26 protein-coding genes are annotated in these 24129 nt (G+C 57.2%); 24 read left to right on the forward strand and 2 right to left on the reverse strand.

The window, feature by feature from the left end; all coding sequences use genetic code 11:
• The first annotated feature begins 80 nt into the window (after window positions 1-80).
• The 23 genes from fliS (at window position 81) to flhB (ending at window position 20610) form a co-directional block, all read left to right on the forward strand.
• Window positions 81-470, forward strand: a complete 390-nt coding sequence (gene fliS, locus B347_RS0112000) for a flagellar export chaperone FliS (protein ID WP_019409940.1) — start codon at window positions 81-83, stop codon at window positions 468-470.
• A gap of 24 nt (window positions 471-494) precedes the next feature.
• The gene (locus B347_RS0112005; protein WP_019409941.1) at window positions 495-788 is read left to right on the forward strand and encodes a hypothetical protein; all 294 of its coding nucleotides are present in this window, start codon (window positions 495-497) and stop codon (window positions 786-788) included.
• Between the two features lie 178 nt (window positions 789-966).
• On the forward strand, window positions 967-2442 hold the full coding sequence (locus B347_RS0112010) for a sigma-54 dependent transcriptional regulator (RefSeq protein ID WP_019409942.1): 1476 nt from the start codon (window positions 967-969) through the stop codon (window positions 2440-2442).
• A gap of 361 nt (window positions 2443-2803) precedes the next feature.
• On the forward strand, window positions 2804-3964 hold the full coding sequence (locus B347_RS0112015; protein ID WP_033387655.1) for a sensor histidine kinase: 1161 nt from the start codon (window positions 2804-2806) through the stop codon (window positions 3962-3964).
• A gap of 5 nt (window positions 3965-3969) precedes the next feature.
• Window positions 3970-5349: a sigma-54-dependent transcriptional regulator gene (locus B347_RS0112020; RefSeq protein ID WP_026014130.1), complete on the forward strand. Its 1380-nt coding sequence runs from the start codon at window positions 3970-3972 to the stop codon at window positions 5347-5349.
• A gap of 158 nt (window positions 5350-5507) precedes the next feature.
• Window positions 5508-5840, forward strand: a complete 333-nt coding sequence (gene fliE / locus B347_RS0112025) for a flagellar hook-basal body complex protein FliE (protein ID WP_019409945.1) — start codon at window positions 5508-5510, stop codon at window positions 5838-5840.
• A 15-nt stretch (window positions 5841-5855) separates the two neighbouring features.
• Complete coding sequence (fliF, locus tag B347_RS0112030) at window positions 5856-7643, forward strand: flagellar basal-body MS-ring/collar protein FliF (protein ID WP_019409946.1); 1788 nt, start codon at window positions 5856-5858, stop codon at window positions 7641-7643.
• Window positions 7636-8658, forward strand: coding sequence for a flagellar motor switch protein FliG (gene fliG / locus B347_RS0112035; RefSeq protein ID WP_019409947.1), 1023 nt, complete (start codon window positions 7636-7638; stop codon window positions 8656-8658). The genes fliF and fliG overlap by 8 nt, the downstream gene beginning before the upstream one ends.
• A complete protein-coding gene (fliH, locus tag B347_RS0112040) occupies window positions 8659-9429 on the forward strand; it encodes a flagellar assembly protein FliH (RefSeq protein WP_019409948.1) in 771 nt (256 codons plus the stop codon).
• Window positions 9419-10777, forward strand: coding sequence for a flagellar protein export ATPase FliI (gene fliI / locus B347_RS0112045; RefSeq protein WP_019409949.1), 1359 nt, complete (start codon window positions 9419-9421; stop codon window positions 10775-10777). Before fliH ends, fliI begins: the two co-directional genes overlap by 11 nt.
• Before the next feature lie 6 nt (window positions 10778-10783).
• Entirely contained in the window at window positions 10784-11236 is a 453-nt protein-coding gene (gene fliJ, locus B347_RS0112050; protein ID WP_026014131.1) for a flagellar export protein FliJ, read from the forward strand.
• A gap of 99 nt (window positions 11237-11335) precedes the next feature.
• A complete protein-coding gene (locus B347_RS0112055) occupies window positions 11336-11641 on the forward strand; it encodes an STAS domain-containing protein (RefSeq protein WP_019409951.1) in 306 nt (101 codons plus the stop codon).
• Entirely contained in the window at window positions 11638-13353 is a 1716-nt protein-coding gene (locus B347_RS0112060; protein WP_192812372.1) for an ATP-binding SpoIIE family protein phosphatase, read from the forward strand. Before B347_RS0112055 ends, B347_RS0112060 begins: the two co-directional genes overlap by 4 nt.
• Before the next feature lie 31 nt (window positions 13354-13384).
• On the forward strand, window positions 13385-13750 hold the full coding sequence (locus B347_RS0112065) for an Hpt domain-containing protein (protein ID WP_026014132.1): 366 nt from the start codon (window positions 13385-13387) through the stop codon (window positions 13748-13750).
• 75 nt (window positions 13751-13825) lie between these two features.
• On the forward strand, window positions 13826-15103 hold the full coding sequence (locus B347_RS0112070; protein ID WP_019409954.1) for a flagellar hook-length control protein FliK: 1278 nt from the start codon (window positions 13826-13828) through the stop codon (window positions 15101-15103).
• A 135-nt stretch (window positions 15104-15238) separates the two neighbouring features.
• Window positions 15239-15730: a flagellar basal body-associated protein FliL gene (fliL, locus tag B347_RS0112075; RefSeq protein ID WP_019409955.1), complete on the forward strand. Its 492-nt coding sequence runs from the start codon at window positions 15239-15241 to the stop codon at window positions 15728-15730.
• 9 nt (window positions 15731-15739) lie between these two features.
• The gene (gene fliM, locus B347_RS0112080) at window positions 15740-16708 is read left to right on the forward strand and encodes a flagellar motor switch protein FliM (protein WP_019409956.1); all 969 of its coding nucleotides are present in this window, start codon (window positions 15740-15742) and stop codon (window positions 16706-16708) included.
• 57 nt (window positions 16709-16765) lie between these two features.
• Complete coding sequence (gene fliN, locus B347_RS0112085) at window positions 16766-17230, forward strand: flagellar motor switch protein FliN (protein ID WP_019409957.1); 465 nt, start codon at window positions 16766-16768, stop codon at window positions 17228-17230.
• The gene (gene fliO / locus B347_RS0112090) at window positions 17231-17671 is read left to right on the forward strand and encodes a flagellar biosynthetic protein FliO (protein ID WP_019409958.1); all 441 of its coding nucleotides are present in this window, start codon (window positions 17231-17233) and stop codon (window positions 17669-17671) included.
• Window positions 17671-18414: a flagellar type III secretion system pore protein FliP gene (fliP, locus tag B347_RS0112095; protein ID WP_019409959.1), complete on the forward strand. Its 744-nt coding sequence runs from the start codon at window positions 17671-17673 to the stop codon at window positions 18412-18414. Before fliO ends, fliP begins: the two co-directional genes overlap by 1 nt.
• Window positions 18415-18418: 4 nt before the next feature.
• Complete coding sequence (gene fliQ, locus B347_RS0112100) at window positions 18419-18688, forward strand: flagellar biosynthesis protein FliQ (RefSeq protein ID WP_019409960.1); 270 nt, start codon at window positions 18419-18421, stop codon at window positions 18686-18688.
• On the forward strand, window positions 18689-19471 hold the full coding sequence (gene fliR, locus B347_RS0112105) for a flagellar biosynthetic protein FliR (RefSeq protein WP_019409961.1): 783 nt from the start codon (window positions 18689-18691) through the stop codon (window positions 19469-19471).
• A 2-nt stretch (window positions 19472-19473) separates the two neighbouring features.
• Window positions 19474-20610, forward strand: coding sequence for a flagellar biosynthesis protein FlhB (gene flhB, locus B347_RS0112110; RefSeq protein WP_019409962.1), 1137 nt, complete (start codon window positions 19474-19476; stop codon window positions 20608-20610).
• 32 nt (window positions 20611-20642) lie between these two features.
• On the opposite strand, the gene B347_RS25575 is transcribed toward flhB, so the two are convergent.
• Window positions 20643-21743, reverse strand: a complete 1101-nt coding sequence (locus B347_RS25575; RefSeq protein ID WP_019409963.1) for an RHS repeat-associated core domain-containing protein — start codon at window positions 21741-21743, stop codon at window positions 20643-20645.
• Window positions 21744-21894: 151 nt separating this feature from the next.
• Window positions 21895-22875, reverse strand: coding sequence for an RHS repeat-associated core domain-containing protein (locus B347_RS25580; RefSeq protein WP_081498285.1), 981 nt, complete (start codon window positions 22873-22875; stop codon window positions 21895-21897).
• A 191-nt stretch (window positions 22876-23066) separates the two neighbouring features.
• Here B347_RS25580 and B347_RS0112125 point away from each other — a divergent pair, with 191 nt between their 5' ends.
• The gene (locus tag B347_RS0112125) at window positions 23067-23636 is read left to right on the forward strand and encodes a hypothetical protein (protein ID WP_019409965.1); all 570 of its coding nucleotides are present in this window, start codon (window positions 23067-23069) and stop codon (window positions 23634-23636) included.
• Window positions 23637-24129 lie beyond the last annotated feature (493 nt).

Here is a 24129-nt window from a genome sequence, read left to right on the forward strand (position 1 = left end):
CCGAGGCTGATGGCTAAAGTTTTAAGCCCTGCAGTCGACATAAGGGTTAAGTCCCAGACAATTTGTTACGAGGTAAGAACATGAACCCGATGCGCGCCCTTCGTCAGTATCAGAAGGTCAATTCCCACGCTCAAATTTCCGAAGCCAGCCCACATCGCCTGATTCAGATGCTGATGGAAGGCGGGTTGGAGCGTATGGCGCAAGCCAAAGGCGCGATGAGCCGTGGCGATGTGTCGCAGAAGGCTATGTTGCTGACCAAGGCGATCGACATCATCACGGGCTTGCGCCAAGGCCTGGATGAAGAAAAGACCGACGACAAGGCTGCGTTGCAGCGATTGGATGACCTTTACGAATACATGGCTGTGCGTTTGGCTCAAGCCAATTCCCAGAATGATCCGCAAATCATCGACGAAGTCGCGGGCCTGCTCATCACTGTGAAAAGTGGTTGGGACGAGATCGCACCACACTAAACGTTATGGCCTGAGGAGTGCGTCATGAGCCAATTGCAACGAATTCAAGAAACCCGTGACGCACTGATAGATGCGTTGGCTGCGCGTAATTGGGATGCTATCGGCGAGCTCGATTCAGCGTGCCGTGAGTGTGTCGAGACGGTGCTGGACGAAACACCGCTGGACGAGGCAGTGCTGCGCGAAAATCTAGAGGGCTTGTTGGTGGTGTATCGCATGTTGCTGGAGGCCGCGACAGATGAGCGGCAACTGGTGGTCGAGCAAATGGCACAGATCAACCAAGCAAAAAATGCCTCAAAGGTTTACCATCTATTCGGTTAAGGCATAAGAAGTATGGGGTTAATCCCTTTGGCGGCGCCATAAATTTGACTGTGTATGTTTTTTTGACTTAACTAGTGCGTATTCTGATTTCAGTCGTCTTACAAATCCAGCAGGGTTAGGGGCGACTAGCGTGCCCAAACTATCCGGGCACTGAGTTGACTAGGGAAGTTGCTATTGCATGTGGCGTGAAACCAAAATTCTGCTGATCGATGACGATAGCGTCCGCCGCCGCGACTTGGCGGTGATTTTAAGCTTTCTCGGCGAAGAGAACGTAAGCAGCCCTAGCCACGAGTGGGAGCAGGCGGTCAGTGCCTTGGTTTCCAGCCGTGAAGTGCTCTGCGTGCTTATCGGTACGGTGAGTGCCGTGGGCGGGCTTGCAGCGTTGCTTAAGACACTCGCGGCCTGGGATGAGTTCCTTCCCGTGTTGCTTTTAGGCGATAACTCTTCTGCCGACCTGCCCGACGACCAGCGGCGACGCGTGTTGTCCAGCCTAGAAATGCCGCCCAGCTACAGCAAATTGCTTGATTCCCTGCACCGTGCCCAGGTCTATCGTGAAATGTACGATCAGGCCCGTGAGCGCGGCCGTCATCGTGAACCCAATTTGTTTCGCAGTTTGGTCGGTACCAGCCGGGCGATTCAACACGTGCGCCAGATGATGCAGCAAGTGGCCGATACTGACGCCAGTGTGTTGATCCTCGGTGAGTCCGGCACGGGCAAGGAAGTGGTCGCGCGTAACCTGCACTATCACTCCAAGCGCCGCGACGCACCGTTTGTGCCGGTTAATTGCGGAGCGATTCCCGCCGAATTGCTTGAAAGCGAGTTGTTCGGTCACGAGAAGGGCGCCTTCACCGGAGCTATCACCAGTCGTGCCGGGCGTTTTGAACTGGCCAATGGCGGCACGTTGTTCCTCGATGAAATTGGCGATATGCCGCTGCCGATGCAGGTCAAACTGCTGCGCGTCTTGCAGGAGCGCACCTTTGAGCGCGTAGGCAGTAACAAGACTCAAAGCGCCGATGTGCGGATCATTGCCGCGACGCACAAAAACCTCGAGCACATGATTGAAATCGGCGCTTTCCGCGAAGACTTGTACTACCGCCTTAACGTGTTCCCTATTGAAATGGCCCCGTTGCGTGAGCGGGTGGAAGACATTCCGCTGCTGATGAACGAGCTGATCTCGCGCATGGAGCACGAAAAGCGCGGTTCGATCCGCTTCAATTCCGGTGCCATCATGTCCTTGTGCCGTCACGCATGGCCGGGCAACGTCCGAGAATTGGCCAACCTGGTCGAGCGCATGGCAATCATGCACCCGTACGGGGTGATTGGTGTCGCGGAGCTGCCAAAGAAATTCCGCTATGTGGACGATGACGACGAGCAGTTGGTCGACAGCTTGCGCAGCGACATGGAAGAGCGTGTGGCCATCAACAACAGCATCCCCGACTTCTCCGTCGTCGCGATGCTGCCACCCGAAGGCCTTGACCTCAAGGACTACCTTGGCGGGCTAGAGCAAGGCTTGATCCAGCAAGCGCTGGACGACGCCAACGGCATCGTTGCCCGCGCTGCTGAGCGTCTGCGGATTCGCCGCACTACCCTGGTTGAAAAAATGCGCAAATACGGCATGAGCCGTCGCGAAGGCGAAGAACAGACAGAGGAATAATCCCCTCGGCGCTCCGTAGCAGTTGCCGAGTTTTGCGAGGTTACGTCCGATTGCGCAGCGATCGTAAATTCTGAGACTTCGATTTAACAGAAGGTCTGCGATGGCCTGTCTACGACTGCTGCGCAGCCGGACGTAGCTTCGCAAAGCTCATCAACTGCCACGAGGTTTGAAGGCTGTATTTCCTTGATGCAGATCAAAAGATCGCAGCCTGTGGCAACTCCCGCGGGTAATCGTTTTCTTTCGGGCACGGGTATTGCTTTGCTTGGGTTAACGAACCGTTTTATGACGGTCAGCCAAGCGAGTACGCATCATGCCCCAAGCCGCCCAACAGTCCTCGGTCCCTGACCTCGCCGGGTCTGCCATGTCTTTGGCAACTACGCCCGCCACCGCAGCGCAGCTTGAGCAGGCGTTCTCGTTGTTCAATCAGATGTCGACCCAGTTGACCGATTCTTACAGCGTGCTTGAAGCCCGGGTGACCGAGCTTAAAGGCGAGTTGGCGTTGGCCGGTGAACAGCGCGTGGCTGAGCTGGCCGAAAATGAACGCCTGGCTAATCGTCTGCAACATCTGCTCGACCTCCTGCCTGGGGGGGTCATTGTGATTGATGGCAGTGGTCGTGTGCGCGAGGCTAACCCTGCGGCGTGCGAGCTGTTGGGCCTGCCGCTGGAAGGCGAATTGTGGCGCCATGTGATTGCTCGCTGCTTTGCCCCGCGTGAAGACGACGGCCACGAAGTTTCGCTTAAAGATGGGCGTCGATTGTCGATTGCGACCCGCTCGCTGGACCCAGAGCCTGGGCAGTTGGTGTTGCTCAACGACCTGACAGAAACCCGGCGCCTGCAAGACCAACTCGCCCGGCATGAGCGCTTGTCATCTCTGGGGCGGATGGTCACTTCTTTAGCACACCAAATCCGCACGCCATTGTCCGCCGCGTTGATCTACGCCAGTCACTTGACCGAGCAGGCGCTGCCGGTCGAGACACAGCAGCGTTTTGCCGGGCGTCTGAAAGAGCGCCTGCATGAGCTGGAACACCAAGTGCGTGACATGTTGGTGTTTGCCCGAGGCGAGCTGCCGTTGGCGGATCGGGTTTCCCCGAAAGCGTTGATGCAGGCGCTGCAAGCGGCGGCGCAGACCCATGTTCAGGGTGTGTCAATGCGTTGGCAGTGCGACCTGCATACTGGCCTCGTGCTGTGCAATCGCGACACCTTGGTCGGCGCGTTACTCAATCTGATTGAAAACGCACTGCAAGCGGGAGCGGTGCGGCTAAAAGTGCATGTCTATAGCCGCGATAACACCTTGCGGCTGTGCGTGAGCGACAGCGGCAGCGGCATCGAGCCCAAGGTGCTGGAGCGTCTGGGCGAGCCATTCTTTACCACCAAGGCCACTGGCACCGGCCTCGGGCTGGCGGTGGTTACGGCTGTGGTGCGCGCGCACCATGGCGACTTGTCATTACGCTCGCGGCTGGGGCGCGGCACCTGCGCCTTGCTCAGCCTGCCGTTGATTCCTAGCACAGGGGAGGCCCACTGATGGCGATGCACATCAAGGTGCTGCTGGTCGAAGATGACCACGCCCTGCGCGAAGCATTGGCTGACACGCTGCTGCTCGCCGGGCACGATTTCAAGGCAGTCGGCTCTGCTGAGGACGCGCTACTGGCCGTGGCGGGTGAGTCGTTCAGTCTGGTGGTCAGCGACGTCAACATGCCGGGCATGGATGGCCACCAACTGCTCAGCCGCTTGCGTGCCAGCCACCCGCAATTGCCGGTGTTGCTCATGACTGCTCACGGCGCGGTGGAGCGTGCGGTAGACGCCATGCGCCAAGGCGCAGCGGATTATCTGGTCAAGCCCTTCGAGCCCAAGGCTTTGCTCGATCTGGTGGCCCGTCATGCCCTGGGCAGCCTCAGTGCGGCCGACTCTGAAGGCCCGGTGGCGGTCGAGCTGACCAGCGCACAGCTGCTGACATTGGCGGCCCGGGTGGCGCGCAGTGATTCGACGGTGTTGATTTCTGGCGAGTCGGGCACCGGCAAGGAAGTGCTGGCGCGTTACATTCACCAGCATTCCCGGCGGGTTACTCAACCGTTTGTAGCGATCAACTGCGCGGCGATCCCCGATAACATGCTCGAAGCCACCTTGTTTGGTCATGAAAAGGGCTCGTTCACCGGCGCGATTGCAGCGCAAGCAGGCAAGTTTGAGCAGGCGGATGGGGGCACCCTGTTGCTTGATGAAATTTCGGAAATGCCGCTGGGCTTGCAAGCCAAACTGCTGCGGGTGCTGCAAGAGCGCGAAGTGGAGCGCGTAGGCGGGCGCAAGCCGATTGCCCTGGATATTCGCGTGGTCGCCACCACCAACCGCGACTTGGCGGGCGAAGTGGCGGCGGGGCGCTTCCGTGAAGATTTGTACTACCGGCTTTCGGTGTTCCCACTGGCTTGGAGTCCGTTGCGCGAGCGCACCGCCGACATTCTGCCGCTGGCCGAGCGACTTCTAGCTAAGCACGTCAGCAAAATGAAACACGCGCCTGTGCGTTTTTCGGCGCAGGCCCAGGCATGCCTCATCGGCTACCCGTGGCCGGGCAACGTGCGAGAACTGGACAACGCCATTCAACGGGCCTTGATTCTGCAACAGGGCGGGTTGATTGAAGCGGCAGATTTTTGCCTCGTCGGGTCGGTAGCGTGTGCCCCTTTGCCAGTAGCGGCGCCTGCGAGCGCTGCGGCACCAGTCGAATCGGCCGGAGCCTTGGGTGATGATCTGCGGCGTCGCGAGTTTGAAATGATCATCGACACCTTGCGTGCTGAGCGTGGGCGGCGCAAAGAAGCTGCCGAGCGCCTGGGCATTAGCCCGCGCACCTTGCGCTACAAACTGGCGCAAATGCGCGATGCCGGAATGGATGTCGAGGCTTATTTGTTTGCCGCCACGTGATGATTACATCACCCGTGGGAGGGGTCTCTGTTCTGCGCCTGCGACGATTTGTAACGTTAATTGTGCGAAAACGACAAAGAGCTGGCACCCTTGTTGCTTCACCTCGGTAAGCGCTTTGAAAGTGTCAAAAAAATGCGGGTCGTCGGAGGCAGTTGTCCATGAGCCAAGGTATTGAATTTAATCGATTGATGCTAGATATGCGGGCCATGCAAATGGACGCTATGGCGCAATCGAAATCGACTGTGCAGGCCGCTCCTGAAGCGGGTGCACCGAGCTTCTCCGACATGCTCGGCAACGCGATCAACAAGGTCAGCGACACGCAGCAAGCGTCGTCACAACTGTCCAATGCGTTTGAAATCGGTAAAACCGGTGTCGACCTAACGGACGTGATGATTGCGTCGCAAAAGGCCAGTGTGTCCTTCCAGGCAATTACTCAAGTCCGTAACAAGCTTGTTCAGGCTTACCAAGACATCATGCAGATGCCAGTTTAAGAGCGATATTAAGTCATGGCAGATGCACTTCCGGAAAATGTTCCGGCCAAGTCAGGCTTGGGTGGCGGCAAAGGGCCGCTGTTCGGTTTGTCGTTTCTGGACAACCTGGCCGAGATGACCATGTTGCGTCAGGTCGGCCTTATGGTCGGTCTGGCAGCGAGCGTGGCGATTGGTTTTGCCGTGGTGTTGTGGTCGCAACAACCCGATTACCGGCCGCTGTATGGCAGCCTGGCCGGTATGGATGCCAAGCAGGTCATGGAAACTCTGGCAGCCGCTGATATTGCCTACACCGTTGAGCCCAATTCTGGCGCCTTGTTGGTCAAGGCCGATGACGTCTCACGTGCGCGACTCAAGCTCGCCGCCGCGGGTGTTAGCCCCACAGACGGCAACATCGGCTTTGAGATTCTCGACAAGGACCAAGGCCTGGGCACCAGCCAGTTCATGGAAGCCACGCGTTATCGCCGTGGTCTCGAAGGCGAGCTGGCGCGGACCATTTCCAGCTTGAACAACGTCAAGGGTGCGCGTGTGCACCTGGCTATTCCAAAAAGCTCGGTGTTCGTACGCGATGAGCGCAAGCCTAGTGCTTCGGTGCTGGTGGAGCTGTATGCCGGGCGTTCGCTGGAGCCGGGTCAAGTGCTGGCAATCATCAATCTGGTGGCCACCAGCGTGCCCGAGCTGAGCAAGTCTCAGATCACCGTCGTCGACCAAAAAGGTAACTTGCTTTCGGATCAGGCGGAAAACTCCGAACTGACGATGGCTGGCAAGCAATTCGACTACAGCCGCCGCATGGAAGGCATGCTTACCCAGCGTGTGCACAATATTCTGCAACCAGTGCTGGGCAACGACCGCTATAAAGCCGAAGTGTCGGCTGACGTCGACTTCAGTGCTGTCGAATCCACCTCCGAACAATTCAACCCCGATCAACCGGCCTTGCGCAGTGAGCAGTCGACCAGCGAGCAGCGCACCGCTAGCAATGGTCCGCAAGGTGTGCCGGGTGCCTTGAGCAACCAGCCACCGAGCCCGGCAACGGCGCCGCAGCAAGCGGGCCAAGCTGGGGCGGGCGGTGCAGGCATGATCCAGCCAGGGCAACCGTTGCTGGATGCCAACGGCCAGCAAATCATGGACCCGGCCACCGGCCAGCCGATGCTGGCGCCGTACCCGGCAGATAAACGTTCACAGTCGACCCGAAACTTTGAGCTCGACCGCTCAATCAGCCACACCAAGCAGCAGCAGGGTAAGGTCAATCGCTTGTCGGTCGCCGTGGTGATCGACGATCAGGTCAACGTCAATCCGGCCAACGGTGAAGTAACCCGTGCGCCGTGGAGCGCCGATCAACTGGCGCGCTTTACCCGGCTGGTTCAGGACGCGGTCGGCTTTGATGCCAGTCGTGGTGACAGCGTAAGCGTGATCAATGTGCCGTTCTCGACCGAGCGTGGCGAAGTGATTGCCGACATTGCGTTCTACTCGCAGCCGTGGTTCTGGGATGTGGTCAAACAAGTGCTGGGCGTGCTGTTTATTCTGGTGCTGGTGTTCGGGGTGCTGCGTCCGGTGCTCAACAACATCACCGGCAACGGTCGCAAAGGTTTGGCGGGCATTGGCAGCGACGCCGAGATGGGCGGTATGGGTGGCCTGGACGGCGAGTTGGCCAATGACCGTGTCAGCTTGGGCGGTCCGCAAAGCATCATGTTGCCAAGCCCTAGCGAGGGTTATGACGCCCAATTGAACGCGATCAAGAGTCTGGTAGCCGAAGACCCGGGCCGAGTCGCCCAGGTTGTTAAAGAATGGATCAACGCTGATGAGTGATAACCGAGCTGCCGCCAACGCAAAGCTGACCCGGGTCGATAAAGCGGCAATTTTGTTGCTGTCGCTTGGCGAAACCGACGCCGCCCAAGTGTTGCGGCACATGGGGCCCAAAGAAGTACAGCGTGTAGGCGTGGCGATGGCGCAGATGCGCAATGTGCATCGCGAGCAGGTCGAGCAGGTGATGCGCGAGTTCGTCGAAATCGTCGGCGATCAGACCAGTCTGGGTGTCGGCTCCGACAGCTACATTCGTAAAATGCTCACCTCGGCGCTGGGCGAAGACAAGGCCAACGGCCTGATCGACCGCATTCTGCTGGGTGGCAACACCAGCGGCCTCGACAGCCTGAAGTGGATGGAGCCACGTGCAGTGGCCGATGTGATTCGCTTCGAACACCCACAGATTCAAGCCATTGTCGTGGCCTACCTCGACCCCGATCAGGCAGGTGAGGTGCTGGGGCACTTCGATCAAAAGGCGCGCCTGGACATCATCCTGCGCGTATCCTCGCTTAACACCGTGCAACCGGCGGCGTTGAAAGAGCTTAACCAGATTCTCGAAAAACAATTCTCTGGCAATTCCAACGCTGCCCGCACCTCGCTGGGCGGCATCAAGCGCGCGGCCGACATCATGAACTTCCTCGACAGCTCGATGGAAGCGCAACTGATGGACTCTATCCGCGACGTCGACGAAGACTTGTCGGGCCAGATCGAAGACCTGATGTTCGTCTTCAACAACCTGGCAGACGTTGACGATCGGGGCATTCAGGCGTTGTTGCGTGAGGTGTCTTCGGACGTACTGGTGCTGGCGCTCAAGGGCTCCGACGACAACGTCCAGGAAAAAATCTTCAAGAATATGTCCAAGCGCGCAGCCGAACTGCTGCGCGACGACCTCGAAGCCAAAGGCCCGGTGCGCGTCAGCGACGTCGAAACGGCCCAGAAAGAAATCCTCACCATTGCCCGCCGAATGGCCGAAGCCGGAGAAATCGTTCTCGGTGGGAAGGGCGGCGAAGAGATGATCTAAGTGAGCAACGGTGAGTCGCCCGGAGAAGTAATTCGCGCCAAGGATGTCGGTGCCTTCGACGTATGGGGGCTGCCTAGTTTCGACCCTTACCGGGAGCCGGACGAAGAGCCTGAGCCCGAACCGGTTGAAGAACTGCCTGTCGACAGCGAGGAAGTGCCGCTCGACGAAGTGCAGCCGCTGACCCTTGAAGAACTCGAAAGCATCCGCCAAGAAGCCTGGAACGAAGGGTTTGCCACGGGCGAAAAAGAAGGTTTTCACAGCACCCAGCTCAAGGTGCGCCAAGAAGCCGAGGTGGCCTTGAGTGCCAAAGTCGGCAGTCTTGAGCGCTTGATGAGCAGCTTGCTGGCGCCGTTGGCCGAACAAGACCAGCAACTTGAAAAAGCCATGGTCGGGTTGGTCGAACACATGACCCGGCTAGTGATTCAGCGCGAGCTGAAAACCGATTCAAGCCATATCGAACACGTGCTGCGTGACGGCTTGAAACTGCTGCCGATGGGCGCTGACAACATCCGACTGTTTATCAACCCGCAAGACTTCGACCAGATCAAAGCCTTGCGCGAGCGCCATGACGAGCGCTGGCGGATTGTCGAAGACGACAGCCTGCAACCCGGAGGTTGCCGCATCGAGACGGAACACAGCCGCATCGATGCCAGCATCGAGACGCGGATCAAGCTCTCGATGAGCCAGTTGTTTGATCAGTTGCACGAACAATCGCTGCACCCGGCTGCGGCAGACATCGACGTCGATCTGGACCAACCCGATGCGCCTTAAGCGCACCAGTTTCGCCAAGCGTCTCAGCAGCTACGCGCCAGCGGTGTCATTGCCCGCGCAACCGGTGGTTGAAGGCCGTCTGTTGCGCATGGTCGGTCTGACCCTAGAAGCTGAAGGTTTGCGTGCGGCGATGGGCAGTCGCTGCCTGGTGATCAACGACGACAGCTTTCACCCGGTCGAAGTTGAAGCCGAAGTCATGGGCTTTTCGGGCAGCAAGATTTTCCTGATGCCGGTGGGCAGCGTGGCCGGTATCGCGCCGGGCGCCCGGGTTGTGCCGTTGGCCGATACTGGGCGTTTGCCGATGGGCATGAGTATGCTCGGCCGGGTACTCGATGGCGCGGGCCGTGCGCTGGATGGCAAAGGCCCAATGAAGGCCGAAGACTGGGTGCCGATGGACGGCCCGACCATCAACCCGCTTAATCGTGACCCTATCAGCGTGCCGCTGGATGTGGGGATTCGCAGCATTAATGGTTTATTGACGGTCGGTCGTGGCCAGCGTCTGGGCCTTTTTGCCGGTACGGGTGTGGGTAAGAGTGTGCTGCTGGGCATGATGACCCGCTTCACCGAGGCCGACATCATCGTGGTTGGCCTGATCGGGGAGCGGGGTCGCGAGGTTAAGGAGTTCATTGAGCACATTCTCGGAACAGAAGGCCTCAAACGTTCGGTGGTGGTTGCGTCCCCAGCTGACGATGCGCCGCTGATGCGTCTGCGGGCGGCCATGTACTGCACGCGGATTGCCGAGTACTTTCGCGACAAGGGTAAAAACGTGTTGCTGCTGATGGATTCCTTGACCCGTTTCGCTCAGGCCCAGCGTGAAATTGCCCTAGCGATAGGCGAGCCGCCTGCGACCAAGGGGTATCCGCCGTCTGTGTTCGCCAAGCTGCCCAAACTGGTTGAGCGTGCCGGTAATGCCGAGGCCGGTGGCGGCTCGATTACCGCGTTCTACACCGTGTTGTCCGAAGGCGATGACCAGCAAGACCCGATTGCCGATTCGGCGCGGGGGGTGCTCGACGGTCACATCGTGTTGTCGCGGCGTTTGGCTGAAGAAGGCCATTACCCGGCTATCGACATTGAAGCCTCCATCAGCCGGGTCATGCCGTCGGTGGTCAGCGCCGAGCACATGCGCCGTGCGCAGCAATTCAAGCAGCTGTGGTCGCGTTTCCAGCAAGCGCGGGACCTGATCAGCGTGGGCGCCTACGTGCCGGGTGGCGACCGTGAAACCGACACGGCCATCAGTTTGCAGCCAGCCATGGTGGCGTACCTGCGCCAAGGGCTGAACGACAACATCAGCCTGGGCGAAAGCAGCGGCCACTTGGCCACTATTTTCGCCCCGGCGGCAGGTGGTTAATCGACGATGGCCAGTGATGGAAGGGCGGCGCGCCTAGCGCCCGTGGTCGAAATGGCCGAAAAAACCGAGAAGGCCGCCGCACAACGCTTGGGGCACTTTCAGGGGCAGGTCAACTTGGCTAACAGCAAGCTCGGCGACCTTGAGAACTTCCGTGGTGAATACCAGTTGCAATGGGTCGAGCGCGGCAGTCAGGGCGTGAGCGGTCAATGGCTGCGCAACTACCAATACTTCCTCAATCAACTCGAAACGGCGGTTGGCCAGCAGCGTCAGAGCGTGCAATGGCATGAAAACAACCTCAACAAAGCCCGCGAGGCGTGGCAGCAGGCGTATGCCAGGGTAGAAGGGCTGCGCAAGCTGGTGCAACGCTACGCCGACGAAGCTCGCCGGCTCGAAGACAAGCGCGAACAAAAGCTGATGGACGAACTGTCCCAGCGCCTGCCGCGCCAAGAGGTGTATTGAAAACAACGCTGTTTAGCCTCATTCCTCGTCAGCCCCTACAAGATTGCAGTCAGCGTCTATAGTTCTTTGTCAACCGACATTGGACACAGGAGCAGCCACATGGCAGTGACGTCGCACGTTTCAAACGATGGCAACAAGTTGACGATCGCCATCAAGGGCCGGTTTGATTTCAGCAAGCACCAAGAATTTCGTGAGGCTTACGAAAAATGCTCGCTCAAATCTCCTCAAGTGGTCGTAGACCTCAAAGAAGCAACCTACCTCGACAGCTCGGCGCTGGGCATGCTGTTGTTGCTGCGCGACCATGCTGGCGGCGATGAATCGGATGTGCGGGTGGTGAATAGCAACTCTGATGTTCGCAAAGTGCTGGCTATCTCCAACTTCGACAAGCTGTTCGACATTAATTGAACAGCCCATTGCCGCAAGCGCATGGCTTGACGGTATTAATTGCCGAAGACGGCGCTGCCGATCGCCTTTTGTTGTCGAGTATTGTGCAGCGTCAGGGGCATAAGGTGCTGCTCGCCTGTAACGGCGCCGAGGCCGTAGAGCTGTTCCGTCAACAACGCCCGCAACTGGTGTTGATGGACGGCCTAATGCCCGTGATGGACGGCTTTGAAGCCACGCGCCAGATCAAGGCGCTGGCCGGTGAGGTGCTGGTGCCGGTGATCTTTCTGACATCACTCAACCATGCCGATGCCCTGACTCGAACGCTTGAGGCGGGCGGGGATGACGTGCTGATTAAACCGTACAACCCATTGCTGCTGGCGGCCAAAATCACCGTGATGGACCGTCTGCGCCGCTTGCAGGAAACCGTCCTGCAACAGCGTGACCTGATCGCCCGGCACAATGAGTACCTGCTCAATGAGCAGCGAGTGGCCAAGGCAGTGTTTGATCGGGTGGCGCATTCGGGCTGCCTGAGTGCGCCTAATATTCGTTATCGACAGTCGCCGTACGCCTTGTTCAATGGCGACTTGCTGCTTGCCGCCTACACCCCGTCGGGCGATACCCACGTGCTGCTGGCCGACTTCACCGGTCATGGTTTACCGGCGGCGATTGGTGCGATGCCGCTGTCGGAAGTGTTCTACAGCATGACGACCAAAGGCTACGGCTTGGGCGAAATGCTGCGTGAAATGAATGCCAAGCTCAAACGTATCCTGCCTGTCGACATGTTCTGTTGTGCCACGCTGGTGTGCGTCAGCGCACAGCGACGCAGCGTCGAGGTGTGGAGTGGCGGCATGCCCGATGGCTATCTGCAAGCAAGGGCTGCGGGGCAGCGTACCCCGCTGATCTCGCAACATGTGCCACTGGGGGTATTGAAAGCCAAAGCGTTTGATCATTCGACGCAGGTCTTGCCGATGCACCCCGGTGATCAGCTGTTTTTGCTCACCGATGGGGTGACCGAGACCATCGGCCCGGATGACCAGTTGTTTGGCGTGGAACGGTTACAGCGGGTGCTGGATAGCAACCGCGAGCCGCAGCAATTGATCGACGAGGTTGAGCAAGCCTTGCGTGATTTTCAGGGCCGCACGCGCGATGACGTGAGCATGGTGCTAATCACCTCGCAACTGCCGGAGCATCCGGGCATGCCAGTCATGCTCTACACCGACAGCGGTCAATGCAGCCCGCTCGACTGGTCGGCCAGTTTTGAATTTCGTGCGTCAACGTTGCAACAATTCAATCCGCTGCCTTACTTGCTGCATTTGCTGATGGAAGTCCATGGGCTGCGTGCGCAAGGGGCGGTCATTCATTCTGTCTTGTCCGAGCTTTACAGTAATGCGCTTGAGCATGGCGTATTGGGGCTCGATTCTCGGCTAAAGCGTGATGCCGAAGGTTTTACAAGATATTACCGATTGCGCAATCAACGCCTAGCTGAATTACAACGTGGTTTTGTGCGTGTTTCGATGCAAGTAATGCCATGCCCAAGGGGCGGGCGGCTGACCCTTGACGTTGAAGACAGTGGTCAGGGCTTTGATGTCGCCAAAATGATGGCCAGGCCGCTTGAACTAGATCGTTTCTCGGGGCGCGGGCTAAATTTGGTGCGCCAACTGTGCCCGGCGGCGCGCTGGTCCGAGGAAGGTCGAAAGTCGACCGTAGAGTTTTCATGGGAGGCTCTGGCATAATCCGCCACATTCTTGATCAAGGAGTGAACAAGTGTCTGAAATTCATATGGATCAACAAGTCATCAGCTCATTACGAGAGGTTATGGAAGGGGGGTTCGCGGAACTGCTGGACACCTTTCTCTTGGACTCCGAAGAGCGTATTGGCCAACTGCACAACGCTCACGAGGCGCGCGACCTGACCTTGGTTGCTCACAGCTTCAAAGGCAGCAGCAGCAACATGGGTGCCATTCGATTGGCGCAGCTTTGCGGGCAGCTCGAAGAGCGTGCGCAAAAGAAACAGCTGGCCGGCATCGAAGAGTTGGTCATCAAAATTGATGATGAGTACCAAATGGTCCGCCAACTTTATCGTGCTGAGCGCCAACGAGTCGCTGCGTCCAGTTTTGCTTCTGGCGGTTAACGCTAAAGCTGGCCCGAACCTTGCTCTGTCTCTTCGACCTGTACCTATGCCAGCCGTACAGCGGAGATTTTGCCAATGCCACTCGCCGCCAATCCGTTACTCCAGACACCTGCTGTTGCTACGTCCAAAGCCGCGGCGGCTAAAGCTGCACAGCCTGACGTTGGGCCTGCCAAGTCAGGGGCTGAGCATTTTTCCAAGGTCTATGCCAAGGCGTCCGATGCCGCGTCTGTTGAAGCGAGCCCTAAGGCTGTCGCTAAGCAAGCAGCGGTCAATGACAATCCTGCGCAAAGCTCTCCAGCCATTGCCGATAGCGGCAAACACTTGCCTGGTGGCAAGAGCAAAGACACCGAGCCGCATGACAAAACCCTTAAGCCTGATGAATCCCCGTCGACCGTCGATTTACCTGCGGCCACAGCCATAGCGCCCGCTGCACCTCCCGTTGCCGAAGCCCCGCCGCCCGCTACGCCTGCACAACCTGACATTCAGGCTGCGCACTTGGCCGCCACCGTCATGCCGGTGCAAACCCAACCACAGCCCGCCGTGGCGACGGATGACAACTTTGACCCGGACGCAGATCCGCTGGATGACATGCCAGCTGTGCGATTGGCAATGGAGCAGGGCGGTCATGTGTCTGCCAGCAGTCAGTCTGCGACGAAAAACGCTCAGTCGGATAATTCGACCGCAGCAGCCCACGGCCAGTCGAGTGGGATCGCCATGCTGATTGATCCAAAAGCCGATGCTTCTGCCCATGGTGAAGGCGGCGAGAAGGCGTTCAAGGGGTTGATTGACGAGGGGCTGAAAGACCTGAAAAGCGCGTCTGGCGACACGCGGGTCGATGACTTCGCTAATCGCCTGGCTGCCCTGACTCAAGCCGTCGTGCCTAAAACAGCGAATGCGTTGCCGGTTAACCAGCCGTTGGCGATGCACCAGAGTGGCTGGACTGAGGACGTGGTCAACCGCGTGATGTACCTGTCCAGTGTCAACCTCAAATCTGCCGACATCCAATTGGAACCGGCCGAGCTGGGGCGTCTGGACATTCGAGTCAACATTGCGGCCGACCAGTCGGCGCAAGTCAACTTCATGAGTGGCCACGCGGGTGTGCGTGAAGCGCTGGACAGCCAGATGCACCGCCTGCGTGACATGCTGGCCCAGCAGGGCATGAGCCAGGTTGACGTTAATGTGTCAGACCAATCGCGCAGTTGGCAGGGCCAAGGCCAGGAGCAACACACTCAAGGCCGCTCCACGGGCCAGCGGCTTCAAAGTGGTGGTGAAGAGGACGCCTCTGTCGCGGCGCCTGAGCCTGTAGCCCCAAGCATCGTGCTGGGCTCCAGCGCCGTGGACTACTACGCCTGACCTCTCTCCAGCCCTGCATCGCAGCCTCGTACCTCGTCAGCGACTACAAGAGTTGTGCCCAATCAAGGTTCTGGCATAACACTTGCTCTGCCTAGTCATGCACCTGTGAAACCCCAAAAGTGACGGATTATTGGCATGGCGACGAGCGACGCAGTAAAAGATCCCGCCGACAAAGGCAAACTCAAGCTGATTATCGTGATCGTCGTGGGCGTGCTGCTGGCGATCGGCGTGTCTGTGGGGGCCACCTGGTACTTCATGAGCGGCGACAAAAGCGCGCCGCCGCCGGTGGCTGAATCCAACGTCAAGCCTGCCGCCATTTACGAGCCGCTGCCGCCTGCCTTTGTCGTCAATTTCAATGACAACGGCCGCCAGCGCTATCTGCAGGTGAGCGTCACCTTGCAGGCGCGTGATCAAAATGACCTCAATGCACTCAAGGTGCATATGCCGGTGATCCGCAACAATCTGGTCATGCTCTTTTCTGGACAGACCTTTGAGAGCCTGGCGACCCCGGTGGGCCAAGAAATGTTGCGTCAGAAAACCACTGCCAGCGTGCAGGAAGTAGCGCAAAAAGAACTCGGCAAAGTGGTCATTGATCAAGCGCTCTTTACTAACTTCGTATTGCAGTAGGACCACGACATGGCCGTGCAAGACCTGCTGTCCCAGGATGAGATCGACGCGCTGTTGCACGGTGTCGATGACGGCCTAGTACAGGCCGAAGCCGCCGCCGAGCCCGGTAGCGTCAAAAGTTATGACCTGACCAGTCAGGACCGTATTGTCCGGGGCCGCATGCCGACCCTGGAAATGATCAACGAGCGCTTCGCCCGTTACACCCGCATCAGCATGTTCAACATGCTGCGCCGCTCCGCCGACGTGGCAGTGGGCGGGGTGCAGGTGATGAAGTTCGGTGAATACGTACACTCGCTGTACGTGCCCACCAGCCTCAACCTGGTCAAGATCAAACCGTTGCGCGGTACCGCGCTGTTCATCCTCGACGCCAAGCTGGTGTTCAAGTTGGTGGACAACTTCTTCGGCGGCGACGGCCGTCACGCCAAGATCGAAGGCCGCGAATTCACCCCCACCGAGTTGCGGGTCGTACGCATGGTGCTGGAGCAGGCCTTCATCGACTTGAAGGAAGCTTGGCAGGCGATCATGGAGGTCAATTTCGAGTACATCAACTCGGAAGTGAACCCGGCCATGGCCAATATCGTTGGCCCTAGCGAAGCCATTGTGGTCTCGACGTTCCACATCGAACTCGATGGCGGTGGCGGCGACCTGCACGTGACCATGCCGTACTCAATGATCGAACCCGTGCGCGAAATGCTCGATGCCGGTTTCCAGTCCGATCTAGACGATCAGGACGAACGCTGGAACAAAGCCCTGCGTGAAGACTTGCTGGACGTTAGCGTGCCGCTGAGCGCCACCGTCGCCCGTCGCCAATTGCGCCTGCGAGATATTTTGCACATGGCACCTGGGGACGTGATCCCGATCGAGTTGCAGGACGAGTTGGTGATGCGTGCCAATGGCGTGCCCGCGTTCAAGGTCAAACTGGGCTCGCACAAAGGCAACCTTGCCTTGCAAGTGGTCGAGCCCATCGTTCGGCGTTAAACGCCGGGCCACACTAATTTGCGGTGTTAATGATTCACTGCTCGCCGAGGACACCTGATGGCTAACGAACACGATACAACGGCTGCTGACCAGGCGCTGGCTGATGAATGGGCCGCTGCGCTGGAAGAAACCGGCGATGTTGGCCAAGCCGATATCGACGCACTGCTGGCCGCCGATGCGGCCAAAAAACCTGCTTCTAATCGATTGCCAATGGAAGAGTTTGGCAGCGTGCCGCGCAATAACGACCCGGTCTCTCTGGAAGGTCCCAACCTGGACGTGATTCTGGACATTCCGGTATCGATCTCCATGGAAGTGGGCAGCACCGAGATCAACATTCGCAACCTGTTGCAGCTTAACCAAGGCTCGGTGATCGAGCTGGATCGTCTGGCCGGTGAGCCGCTGGACGTGCTGGTTAACGGCACCTTGATTGCCCATGGTGAAGTGGTCGTGGTCAACGAAAAGTTTGGCATCCGTCTGACCGACGTGATCAGCCCAAGCGAACGCATCAAGAAGCTTCGCTAAATGAAACGGCTTCTCGGCGGTTTACTGGCGTTACCCTTGAGCGTGCTGGCGGCAGAGCCGGTGGCCAGCGCAGCTACGGCCGTTGCACCGGTGGCTGGCACCAGCCTAGGTGGGCAGTTGACGCAACTGGTGTTGGGCTTGTTATTGGTGCTGGGTGTGATCTTTGCCTTGGCTTGGCTGCTGCGCCGGGTGCAGCAAACAGGGCCGCGCCACGGGCAGGTCATTGAGTTGGTCGGCTCGCGGGCTCTGGGCACGCGTGACCGGTTGGTGTTGGTGCAAGTGGGCAATGAGCAAATTCTGCTCGGCCTTACCCCGGGCCGCATTACCCCGCTGCACGTGCTCAAAGAGCCCGTCTCGGTGCCCAGCAACTCAGCGCCGGCAACCCCGGAGTTCGCCAAGCGATTGATGGAAATACTCGGTCAGCAAAAGGACAAGCCGTAATGCGTTTAGTTGTTGCGCTGTTGTTAGCGTTGCTCGCACCTGTCGCGTTTGGTGCTGACCCGCTCTCGATTCCAGCGATCACCCTGGGCACCGGGGCTAACGGCCAGCAAGAGTATTCGGTCAGCCTGCAAATTCTGCTGATCATGACCGCCCTGAGCTTTATCCCGGCGTTCGTGATGCTGATGACCAGCTTCACGCGCATCATCATCGTGTTCTCGATCTTGCGTCAGGCGCTGGGGCTGCAACAAACCCCGTCCAACCAGATTCTCACGGGCATGGCGCTGTTCTTGACGATGTTCATCATGGCGCCCGTGTTCGACAAGGTGAATCAAAACGCCTTGCAGCCGTACCTCGCGGAAAAACTCACGGCCCAAGACGCGATTTTGAAGGCCGAAGGCCCCATCAAGGACTTTATGTTGGCGCAGACCCGCACCAGCGATCTTGAACTGTTTATGCGCTTGTCCAAGCGTACCGACATCGCCACCCCGGACGCGGCCCCTTTGACCATTCTGGTGCCTGCGTTTGTCACGTCCGAGTTGAAAACTGCGTTCCAGATCGGCTTCATGATCTTCATCCCGTTTCTGATCATCGACTTGGTCGTGGCCAGCGTGCTGATGGCCATGGGCATGATGATGCTCTCGCCACTGATCATCTCGTTGCCGTTCAAAATCATGCTGTTTGTATTGGTCGATGGTTGGGCGTTGATTATCGGCACCCTGGCCAGCAGTTTCGGCGGAGTCTAACCCCATGACCCCAGAAGTCGCGGTTGACCTGTTTCGCAGTGCCTTGTGGCTGACCACGATGATGGTTGCGGTGCTGGTGATTCCCAGTTTGCTGGTGGGTTTATTGGTGGCCATGTTTCAGGCTGCCACCCAAATCAACGAACAGACCCTGAGCTTTTTGCCGCGTTTGTTGGTGATGCTGATCACCTTGATCGTGGCCGGGCCTTGGTTAGTGCAAACCTTTATGGAATACATCCTGCAGTTGTACGGCAGCATTCCGCAGTTGATCGGCTAAATGTCGCTGCTGGCCCTGACGGACGCGCAGATCAGTACCTGGGTCGCCAGCTTTATGCTGCCGCTTTTCCGGGTAGGCGCGTTGTTGACTACCATGCCGATCATCGGGACGACCTTGGTGCCCAAACGCATCAAGTTGTTTTTGTCGTTGGCGATCACCCTAGCGATTCTGCCCAGCCTGCCGCCTCTGCCTACGGTCAACCCGCTGGACCTCAGCGGGCTGATGCTGATTGCTGAGCAAATCATCATTGGCGCGTTGCTTGGGTTTTCATTGCAGCTGTTTTTCCAGGCGTTTGTGGTGGCCGGGCAAATCGTCGCGATCCAGATGGGCATGGGCTTCGCGTCCATGGTCGACCCGGCCAATGGCGTCAACGTAGCGGTAATCGGGCAGTTTTTCACCATGCTCGTGAGCCTGCTGTTTTTGTCTATGAACGGGCATCTCGTGGTGTTTGAAGTGCTGACCGAGAGCTTCACTACCTTGCCGGTCGGTGGCGGGCTGCTGACTAATCACTATTGGGAAATCGCCAACAAACTGGGCTGGGTGCTGGGTGCCGCATTGCTGCTGGTACTGCCAGCCATCACCGCCTTGCTGGTGGTCAACATCGCCTTTGGCGTCATGACCCGTGCCGCGCCGCAATTGAACATCTTCGCCATTGGTTTTCCGCTGACCCTGGTACTGGGCATGGTGATCCTGTGGATCGGCATGGCCGACATTCTCAACCAGTATCAACCGCTGGCCTCAGAGGCCTTGCAGTTCTTACGTGAACTGGCACAGGCAAAATAGCCATGGCTGAAAGCGAGAGCGGTGCCGATAAAACAGAAGACCCCACGGAGAAACGAAAAAAAGACTCCAGGGAAAAGGGCGAAATCGCACGCTCTAAAGAACTCAATACCTTGGCCATCATGCTGGCGGGTTCCGCCGGGCTACTGATTTTTGGTGGCGCGCTGGCAGAAGACCTCATGGAGTTGATGCGCTACAACTTCAGCATCAGCCGCGAAACACTGCTCAACACCGATTCCATGGGCGCATTTCTACTGCACTCGGGCAAAGTCGCCCTGATCGCCGTGCAACCGGTGCTGATCACCTTGTTAATTGCCGCACTCATCGGTCCTATTTCACTGGGAGGCTGGCTGTTTGCCGCGGGCAGCCTGGCGCCCAAATTCAGCCGCATGAACCCTGCGGCTGGGATAAAACGCATGTTCTCGGCCAAGGCGCTGGTTGAGCTGCTTAAAGCCCTGGCCAAGTTTTTCATCATCCTGATCGTGGCATTGCTGGTGTTGAAATCCGACATCGACGACCTGCTACGCATCGCCCATGAGCCCTTGGAACTGGCGGTCATCCACAGCGTGCAAGTGGTGGGCTGGAGCGCTTTATGGATGGCCTGCGGCTTGATCCTGATCGCCGCTGTCGACGTGCCGGTGCAACTGTGGGAAAGCCACAAAAAATTGCTGATGACCAAGCAGGAAATCCGCGACGAACACAAAGACCAGGAAGGTCGACCCGAGGTTAAACAGCGCATTCGTCAGGTGCAGCGCGAAATGTCCCAGCGCCGCATGATGAGCGCCATCCCGGACGCGGACGTCATCATCACCAACCCGACGCACTACGCCGTGGCCCTCAAATACGACCCCGAGAAAGGCGGGGCGCCGATGTTGCTGGCCAAAGGCAGCGACTTTCTGGCGCTGAAAATTCGAGAAATCGGCGCCAAGCACAACATCCTGCTGCTGGAGTCCCCGGCGCTGGCGCGCTCGATCTACCACTCCACCGAGCTTGAGCAGGAAATTCCGGCAGGGCTGTATCTGGCCGTGGCGCAGGTATTGGCGTACGTGTATCAGATTCGTCAGCATCAGGCGGGCAAAGGCAAGCGGCCTGACCCGCTCAAGGATGTGCCCATTCCGCCGGATTTACGGCGGGATGAGTGAGGGGGCTTTTCGTGTCGTGCTTTTGACGTTGTTTACTCCTCGCCCCTAATGAAATATGCCTCTTCTATTGCGATATATTTATCTAGGGCTTCCGTGCTAATGGCGCGGGTGCGCGCGTGTAAATTATTTAAGTAAATATCAGTATCTTTTTGGTTGTCATCAATATATAGGTTATTTGTGTCTGGGCTTTGAGTTTTGGGGTCATAAGCTCCGTTTTTAATTCTTTGAGCAGTATTATAGTATGGGCGGTTTGATGTTGTGCTGGTGACTAGTTTTTGCATAGGGTTTGGAAGATTTTTTGTAGAGAGGTTATTTGATTTGATAGTTGCAATTGCTTGTTCTTGCAAGTTTAGCGAGGGTGCAAATGGTGTTTGGGATAAGTCTTCTAAATATAATGATGATTTGGCGGATTGATAATAAATATATGGATTAAGTTTAAATACTTCATCGCGTGCGTTGAAAGCATCGGCAACTGAAATTCCTGGTTTGATCTTTAGCCTATAACTATCCATGCCCGGCGAGTTAAGGTTTATGCCTCCTAATATATTATTGATATACGCTTTTCTTAGTGATTGTGCCAAATCTAATCCTTTTTGCATAATGTATTGGAGTATGTGTCCGGTAGGATCAACCCTAAGTACAGGGTTGTTCATGCAATACGCATATGAGTTGATTCCACTTTTTCCAAACGGGCTCCAACTGTCCGGGCTGTTAAATCGCATCAGTACTGGATTAAACGCCCGGTAACCATTGCCCAATAAATAATGCCCGGTAATAGGGTCTGCACGCTCGCCATTAAACCCTAACAAGTGGGTGTTTGTGTGTTCGTTCGTATGATGACCAAACGGTGAATAGGCGATGGTCTGTTGTTCTGCTCCGTTTGTCGTTTGCAACACGGAACGTTGTAAATCGGTGGTAAGCAAGGTGCTGATGTATTGATCGGCTTGGTGTGTCTGTTGGGCCAGCAAGTGATCGCCATGCTGCATGATCGAGTGTTGCGTGCTGCCCTGGATTTCTGTGGCGATCCGGCTCTGGCAATAAAACCGCAGGCTGCCTGATTGCAGCGCAGGCGTTGTGCTCTTGAGTCGATCCAGGGGGTCGTAGTGATAGGTGAACAACGTTGCTTTCTTCATGGGCCTTCTCTTCCTTCGTCAATAGACCGCAGGTAACCACTGTGGGCTTTATTCGCAGGGGCGGGTACTGGTAGATCTGCTAGGTAAGGGCTCCCGATATCGCCGGGTTGACGGCGATATTAATGAGGCAGGGTGGGTGTTAGGTGTTACTTCAGGCAGTGGACTCGCGAATACTGGTCGCATTCTTCGTGAGTTTATCGATTTTGATTGTTGCCAATTCTATTCCCTCTTCCAAAAGCGATGGAAGGGTGTCGGCGCGACTAGTGCGTGGGGATAATTGGATCATGTTATTTACAACATTTTGGGCGCCGGAAGTGACAGTTGTTCTTCGTGCAGCGGCTCTAGCGTTGCGTTTTGCGAGTACACCCAACGTCAGGGCCATAGTTCCCGCTACCGCGCTTCCAGCAGCCAGCATAGGTCCGATGATAATCGTTTTGCGAGCAACGATAGATACAGCCCCGGCAACCACCGAGACACTGCCAAAGACATATGCTCCTAAAGCGGTGCTGGAAGTAAAGCGCCTAGGAGTACTAGCGGCAAGCGCCATGCCGGTAAGCGCTGCGCTTATGCCCGTGCCTGCGAGACTAGAGATAATGATGCTTTTTAGTGAGAAGTGTCCTGACGGATCCCGGCGGGTGACCGGGTTGCCCAGACAGTAGCCGTAGCTGTTGAGGCCGCCCTTGTCAAATGGGCTCATAGTGTCTGGGCTATTAAACCGCATCAGTATCGGGTTAAACGCCCGATACCCATTGCCCAATAAGTAATGCCCAGTTAATGGTTCGGCCCGTTCGCCGTTAAAGCCTAATAGAGGGGTGTTAGCACTTGGGGTTGTGTGATGACCAAAAGGTAAATAGGCAATGGCTTGTTGTTCTGTGTTGTTCATCGTATGCAATACAGAACGCTGTGAATCAGTTACCAGCAAAGTGTTGGTTTGGTGAGTGGCTTCTTGTGAGTGCTGAGCGAGTAATTGATCGCCGTGTTGCATGATCGAGTGCAGCGCGGCGCCCTGGATTTCTGTGGCGATCCGGCTTTGGCAATAAAACCGCAGGCTGTTTGACTGCAGCGCAGACTTCGTACCGGTCAGGCGGTCCAAGGGGTCGTACTGGAACGAGGCAAGCATAGTTGTTTTCATCTAGGAGCAACCTGTGAGTTATGTATGACAGTGTTCACGCTGCTCCTTTTTTCTCGTTGCAGGTACTGGCAGATCTGCTAGGTGCACCTTCCTGACAGCCTGTCATTTCTGACAGTAGAGGCTTTTTGTAAACCTGCTTAACTTGTGACAGCGAGTGTCGTTCTGGTCGGTGCAGGCAATGGAGATGCGCGATGTCAATCGAGTTAACCCTCATACCCGAGAGTTCGGTCAGAACCTGTGCGTTAAGCGATACGCGAGACAGCGCCCATGTTGACCTTGAGGGCTTATTTCCGAAATTTCCCGCGCTGGACGGCACATTTGCAATCTTCTGGCTGGATCAGTTAAAGGGGCGCCACATTATGGGATTCAGCACTGAGGGCTCGAATTTGCTGGCGGTGATTTCGCTGCCCACGGTGCCGCACAGCTGTGGGCGCGAGCAGTACTACGGGGCGATCATGGAGCGTTGCTACAAAGAGCGTGACTCCATTTTGTCTTTTTTGCGCAAATCGTTGAGTTTTGAAGGTATCAACGGGCGCTGCGTGCGCAGTTTTATCCTTTACAAACTCGTGCGCCAGTTGCAGTTAGACAGTGTGCCGGTGTGGGAAGACCATCCCCATACGCGGGATCAGCGTTGTGGTGAGATTTTGATAGGCGGTCGCGGATCGGACCGCTACGAGCCCAATCGCAAGATTGACGTAGTGTTTGGGTCCAGCAGCAGTGCCTGTTTAGTGATTGATCTGGGTGAGTGGCGCTGGAATTAGCCTGCGGGTCGGCCAGCCGTGTTTCATTACAGGAGCGCCAAGTACATATCCGTTACAAGCGTTTAACCGGTATATCCGTTTCGCTTTTACAGCGAGTCCCTTTTGGCAAACAGCCCCAAAAGGAACCAAAAGGTCCTTGCCCTACCATCCGGCCGACCTCGCTTAGGCTCGCCCGGTGCCCTCACTCCGGCACTGTTATGGGGGCCCGCTGCGACGGGCCATCCATGGCCCGGCGCAGCTCTCCCGGCATCCATGCCGGTCAACCCCCATAACAGCACCTGCGGTCGGCCTGTTGTGATGGGCTTTTGAGTCGACTACACAATCGCGTGGCGACAGATGCAATTTTTAGATCGAAAACGCAGATGTACCTCAGCGGCTACAAATATTGTGTGCGCCGCTATCGAGGCTGTTGATCTTGATCTACCCCGCGACTTCGGGAGGCCGAGTGTAGGTTTCGCGCAGTGGGTCGACCGGCATGGATGCCGGGAGAGCC

It is taken from the genome of Pseudomonas psychrophila HA-4 (genome assembly GCF_000282975.1).
Lineage (GTDB): Bacteria > Pseudomonadota > Gammaproteobacteria > Pseudomonadales > Pseudomonadaceae > Aquipseudomonas > Aquipseudomonas psychrophila_A.

Bases quoted from the DNA above. Each gene is read 5' to 3' on its own strand.
- fliI (WP_019409949.1), top strand. From the start codon at position 9,419: ATGCGCCTTAAGCGCACCAGTTTCGCCAAGCGTCTCAGCAGCTACGCG.
- B347_RS0112015 (WP_033387655.1), top strand. From the start codon at position 2,804: ATGTCTTTGGCAACTACGCCCGCCACCGCAGCGCAGCTTGAGCAGGCG.
- fliR (WP_019409961.1), top strand. From the start codon at position 18,689: ATGTCGCTGCTGGCCCTGACGGACGCGCAGATCAGTACCTGGGTCGCC.
- B347_RS0112055 (WP_019409951.1), top strand. From the start codon at position 11,336: ATGGCAGTGACGTCGCACGTTTCAAACGATGGCAACAAGTTGACGATC.
- B347_RS0112125 (WP_019409965.1), top strand. From the start codon at position 23,067: ATGTCAATCGAGTTAACCCTCATACCCGAGAGTTCGGTCAGAACCTGT.
- fliQ (WP_019409960.1), top strand. From the start codon at position 18,419: ATGACCCCAGAAGTCGCGGTTGACCTGTTTCGCAGTGCCTTGTGGCTG.
- fliG (WP_019409947.1), top strand. From the start codon at position 7,636: ATGAGTGATAACCGAGCTGCCGCCAACGCAAAGCTGACCCGGGTCGAT.
- flhB (WP_019409962.1), top strand. From the start codon at position 19,474: ATGGCTGAAAGCGAGAGCGGTGCCGATAAAACAGAAGACCCCACGGAG.
- fliL (WP_019409955.1), top strand. From the start codon at position 15,239: ATGGCGACGAGCGACGCAGTAAAAGATCCCGCCGACAAAGGCAAACTC.
- fliE (WP_019409945.1), top strand. From the start codon at position 5,508: ATGAGCCAAGGTATTGAATTTAATCGATTGATGCTAGATATGCGGGCC.
- B347_RS0112070 (WP_019409954.1), top strand. From the start codon at position 13,826: ATGCCACTCGCCGCCAATCCGTTACTCCAGACACCTGCTGTTGCTACG.
- B347_RS25580 (WP_081498285.1), bottom strand. From the start codon at position 22,875: ATGAAAACAACTATGCTTGCCTCGTTCCAGTACGACCCCTTGGACCGC.
- B347_RS0112010 (WP_019409942.1), top strand. From the start codon at position 967: ATGTGGCGTGAAACCAAAATTCTGCTGATCGATGACGATAGCGTCCGC.
- fliS (WP_019409940.1), top strand. From the start codon at position 81: ATGAACCCGATGCGCGCCCTTCGTCAGTATCAGAAGGTCAATTCCCAC.
- fliP (WP_019409959.1), top strand. From the start codon at position 17,671: ATGCGTTTAGTTGTTGCGCTGTTGTTAGCGTTGCTCGCACCTGTCGCG.
- fliN (WP_019409957.1), top strand. From the start codon at position 16,766: ATGGCTAACGAACACGATACAACGGCTGCTGACCAGGCGCTGGCTGAT.
- fliF (WP_019409946.1), top strand. From the start codon at position 5,856: ATGGCAGATGCACTTCCGGAAAATGTTCCGGCCAAGTCAGGCTTGGGT.
- B347_RS25575 (WP_019409963.1), bottom strand. From the start codon at position 21,743: ATGAAGAAAGCAACGTTGTTCACCTATCACTACGACCCCCTGGATCGA.
- fliM (WP_019409956.1), top strand. From the start codon at position 15,740: ATGGCCGTGCAAGACCTGCTGTCCCAGGATGAGATCGACGCGCTGTTG.
- B347_RS0112005 (WP_019409941.1), top strand. From the start codon at position 495: ATGAGCCAATTGCAACGAATTCAAGAAACCCGTGACGCACTGATAGAT.
- fliJ (WP_026014131.1), top strand. From the start codon at position 10,784: ATGGCCAGTGATGGAAGGGCGGCGCGCCTAGCGCCCGTGGTCGAAATG.
- fliO (WP_019409958.1), top strand. From the start codon at position 17,231: ATGAAACGGCTTCTCGGCGGTTTACTGGCGTTACCCTTGAGCGTGCTG.
- B347_RS0112020 (WP_026014130.1), top strand. From the start codon at position 3,970: ATGCACATCAAGGTGCTGCTGGTCGAAGATGACCACGCCCTGCGCGAA.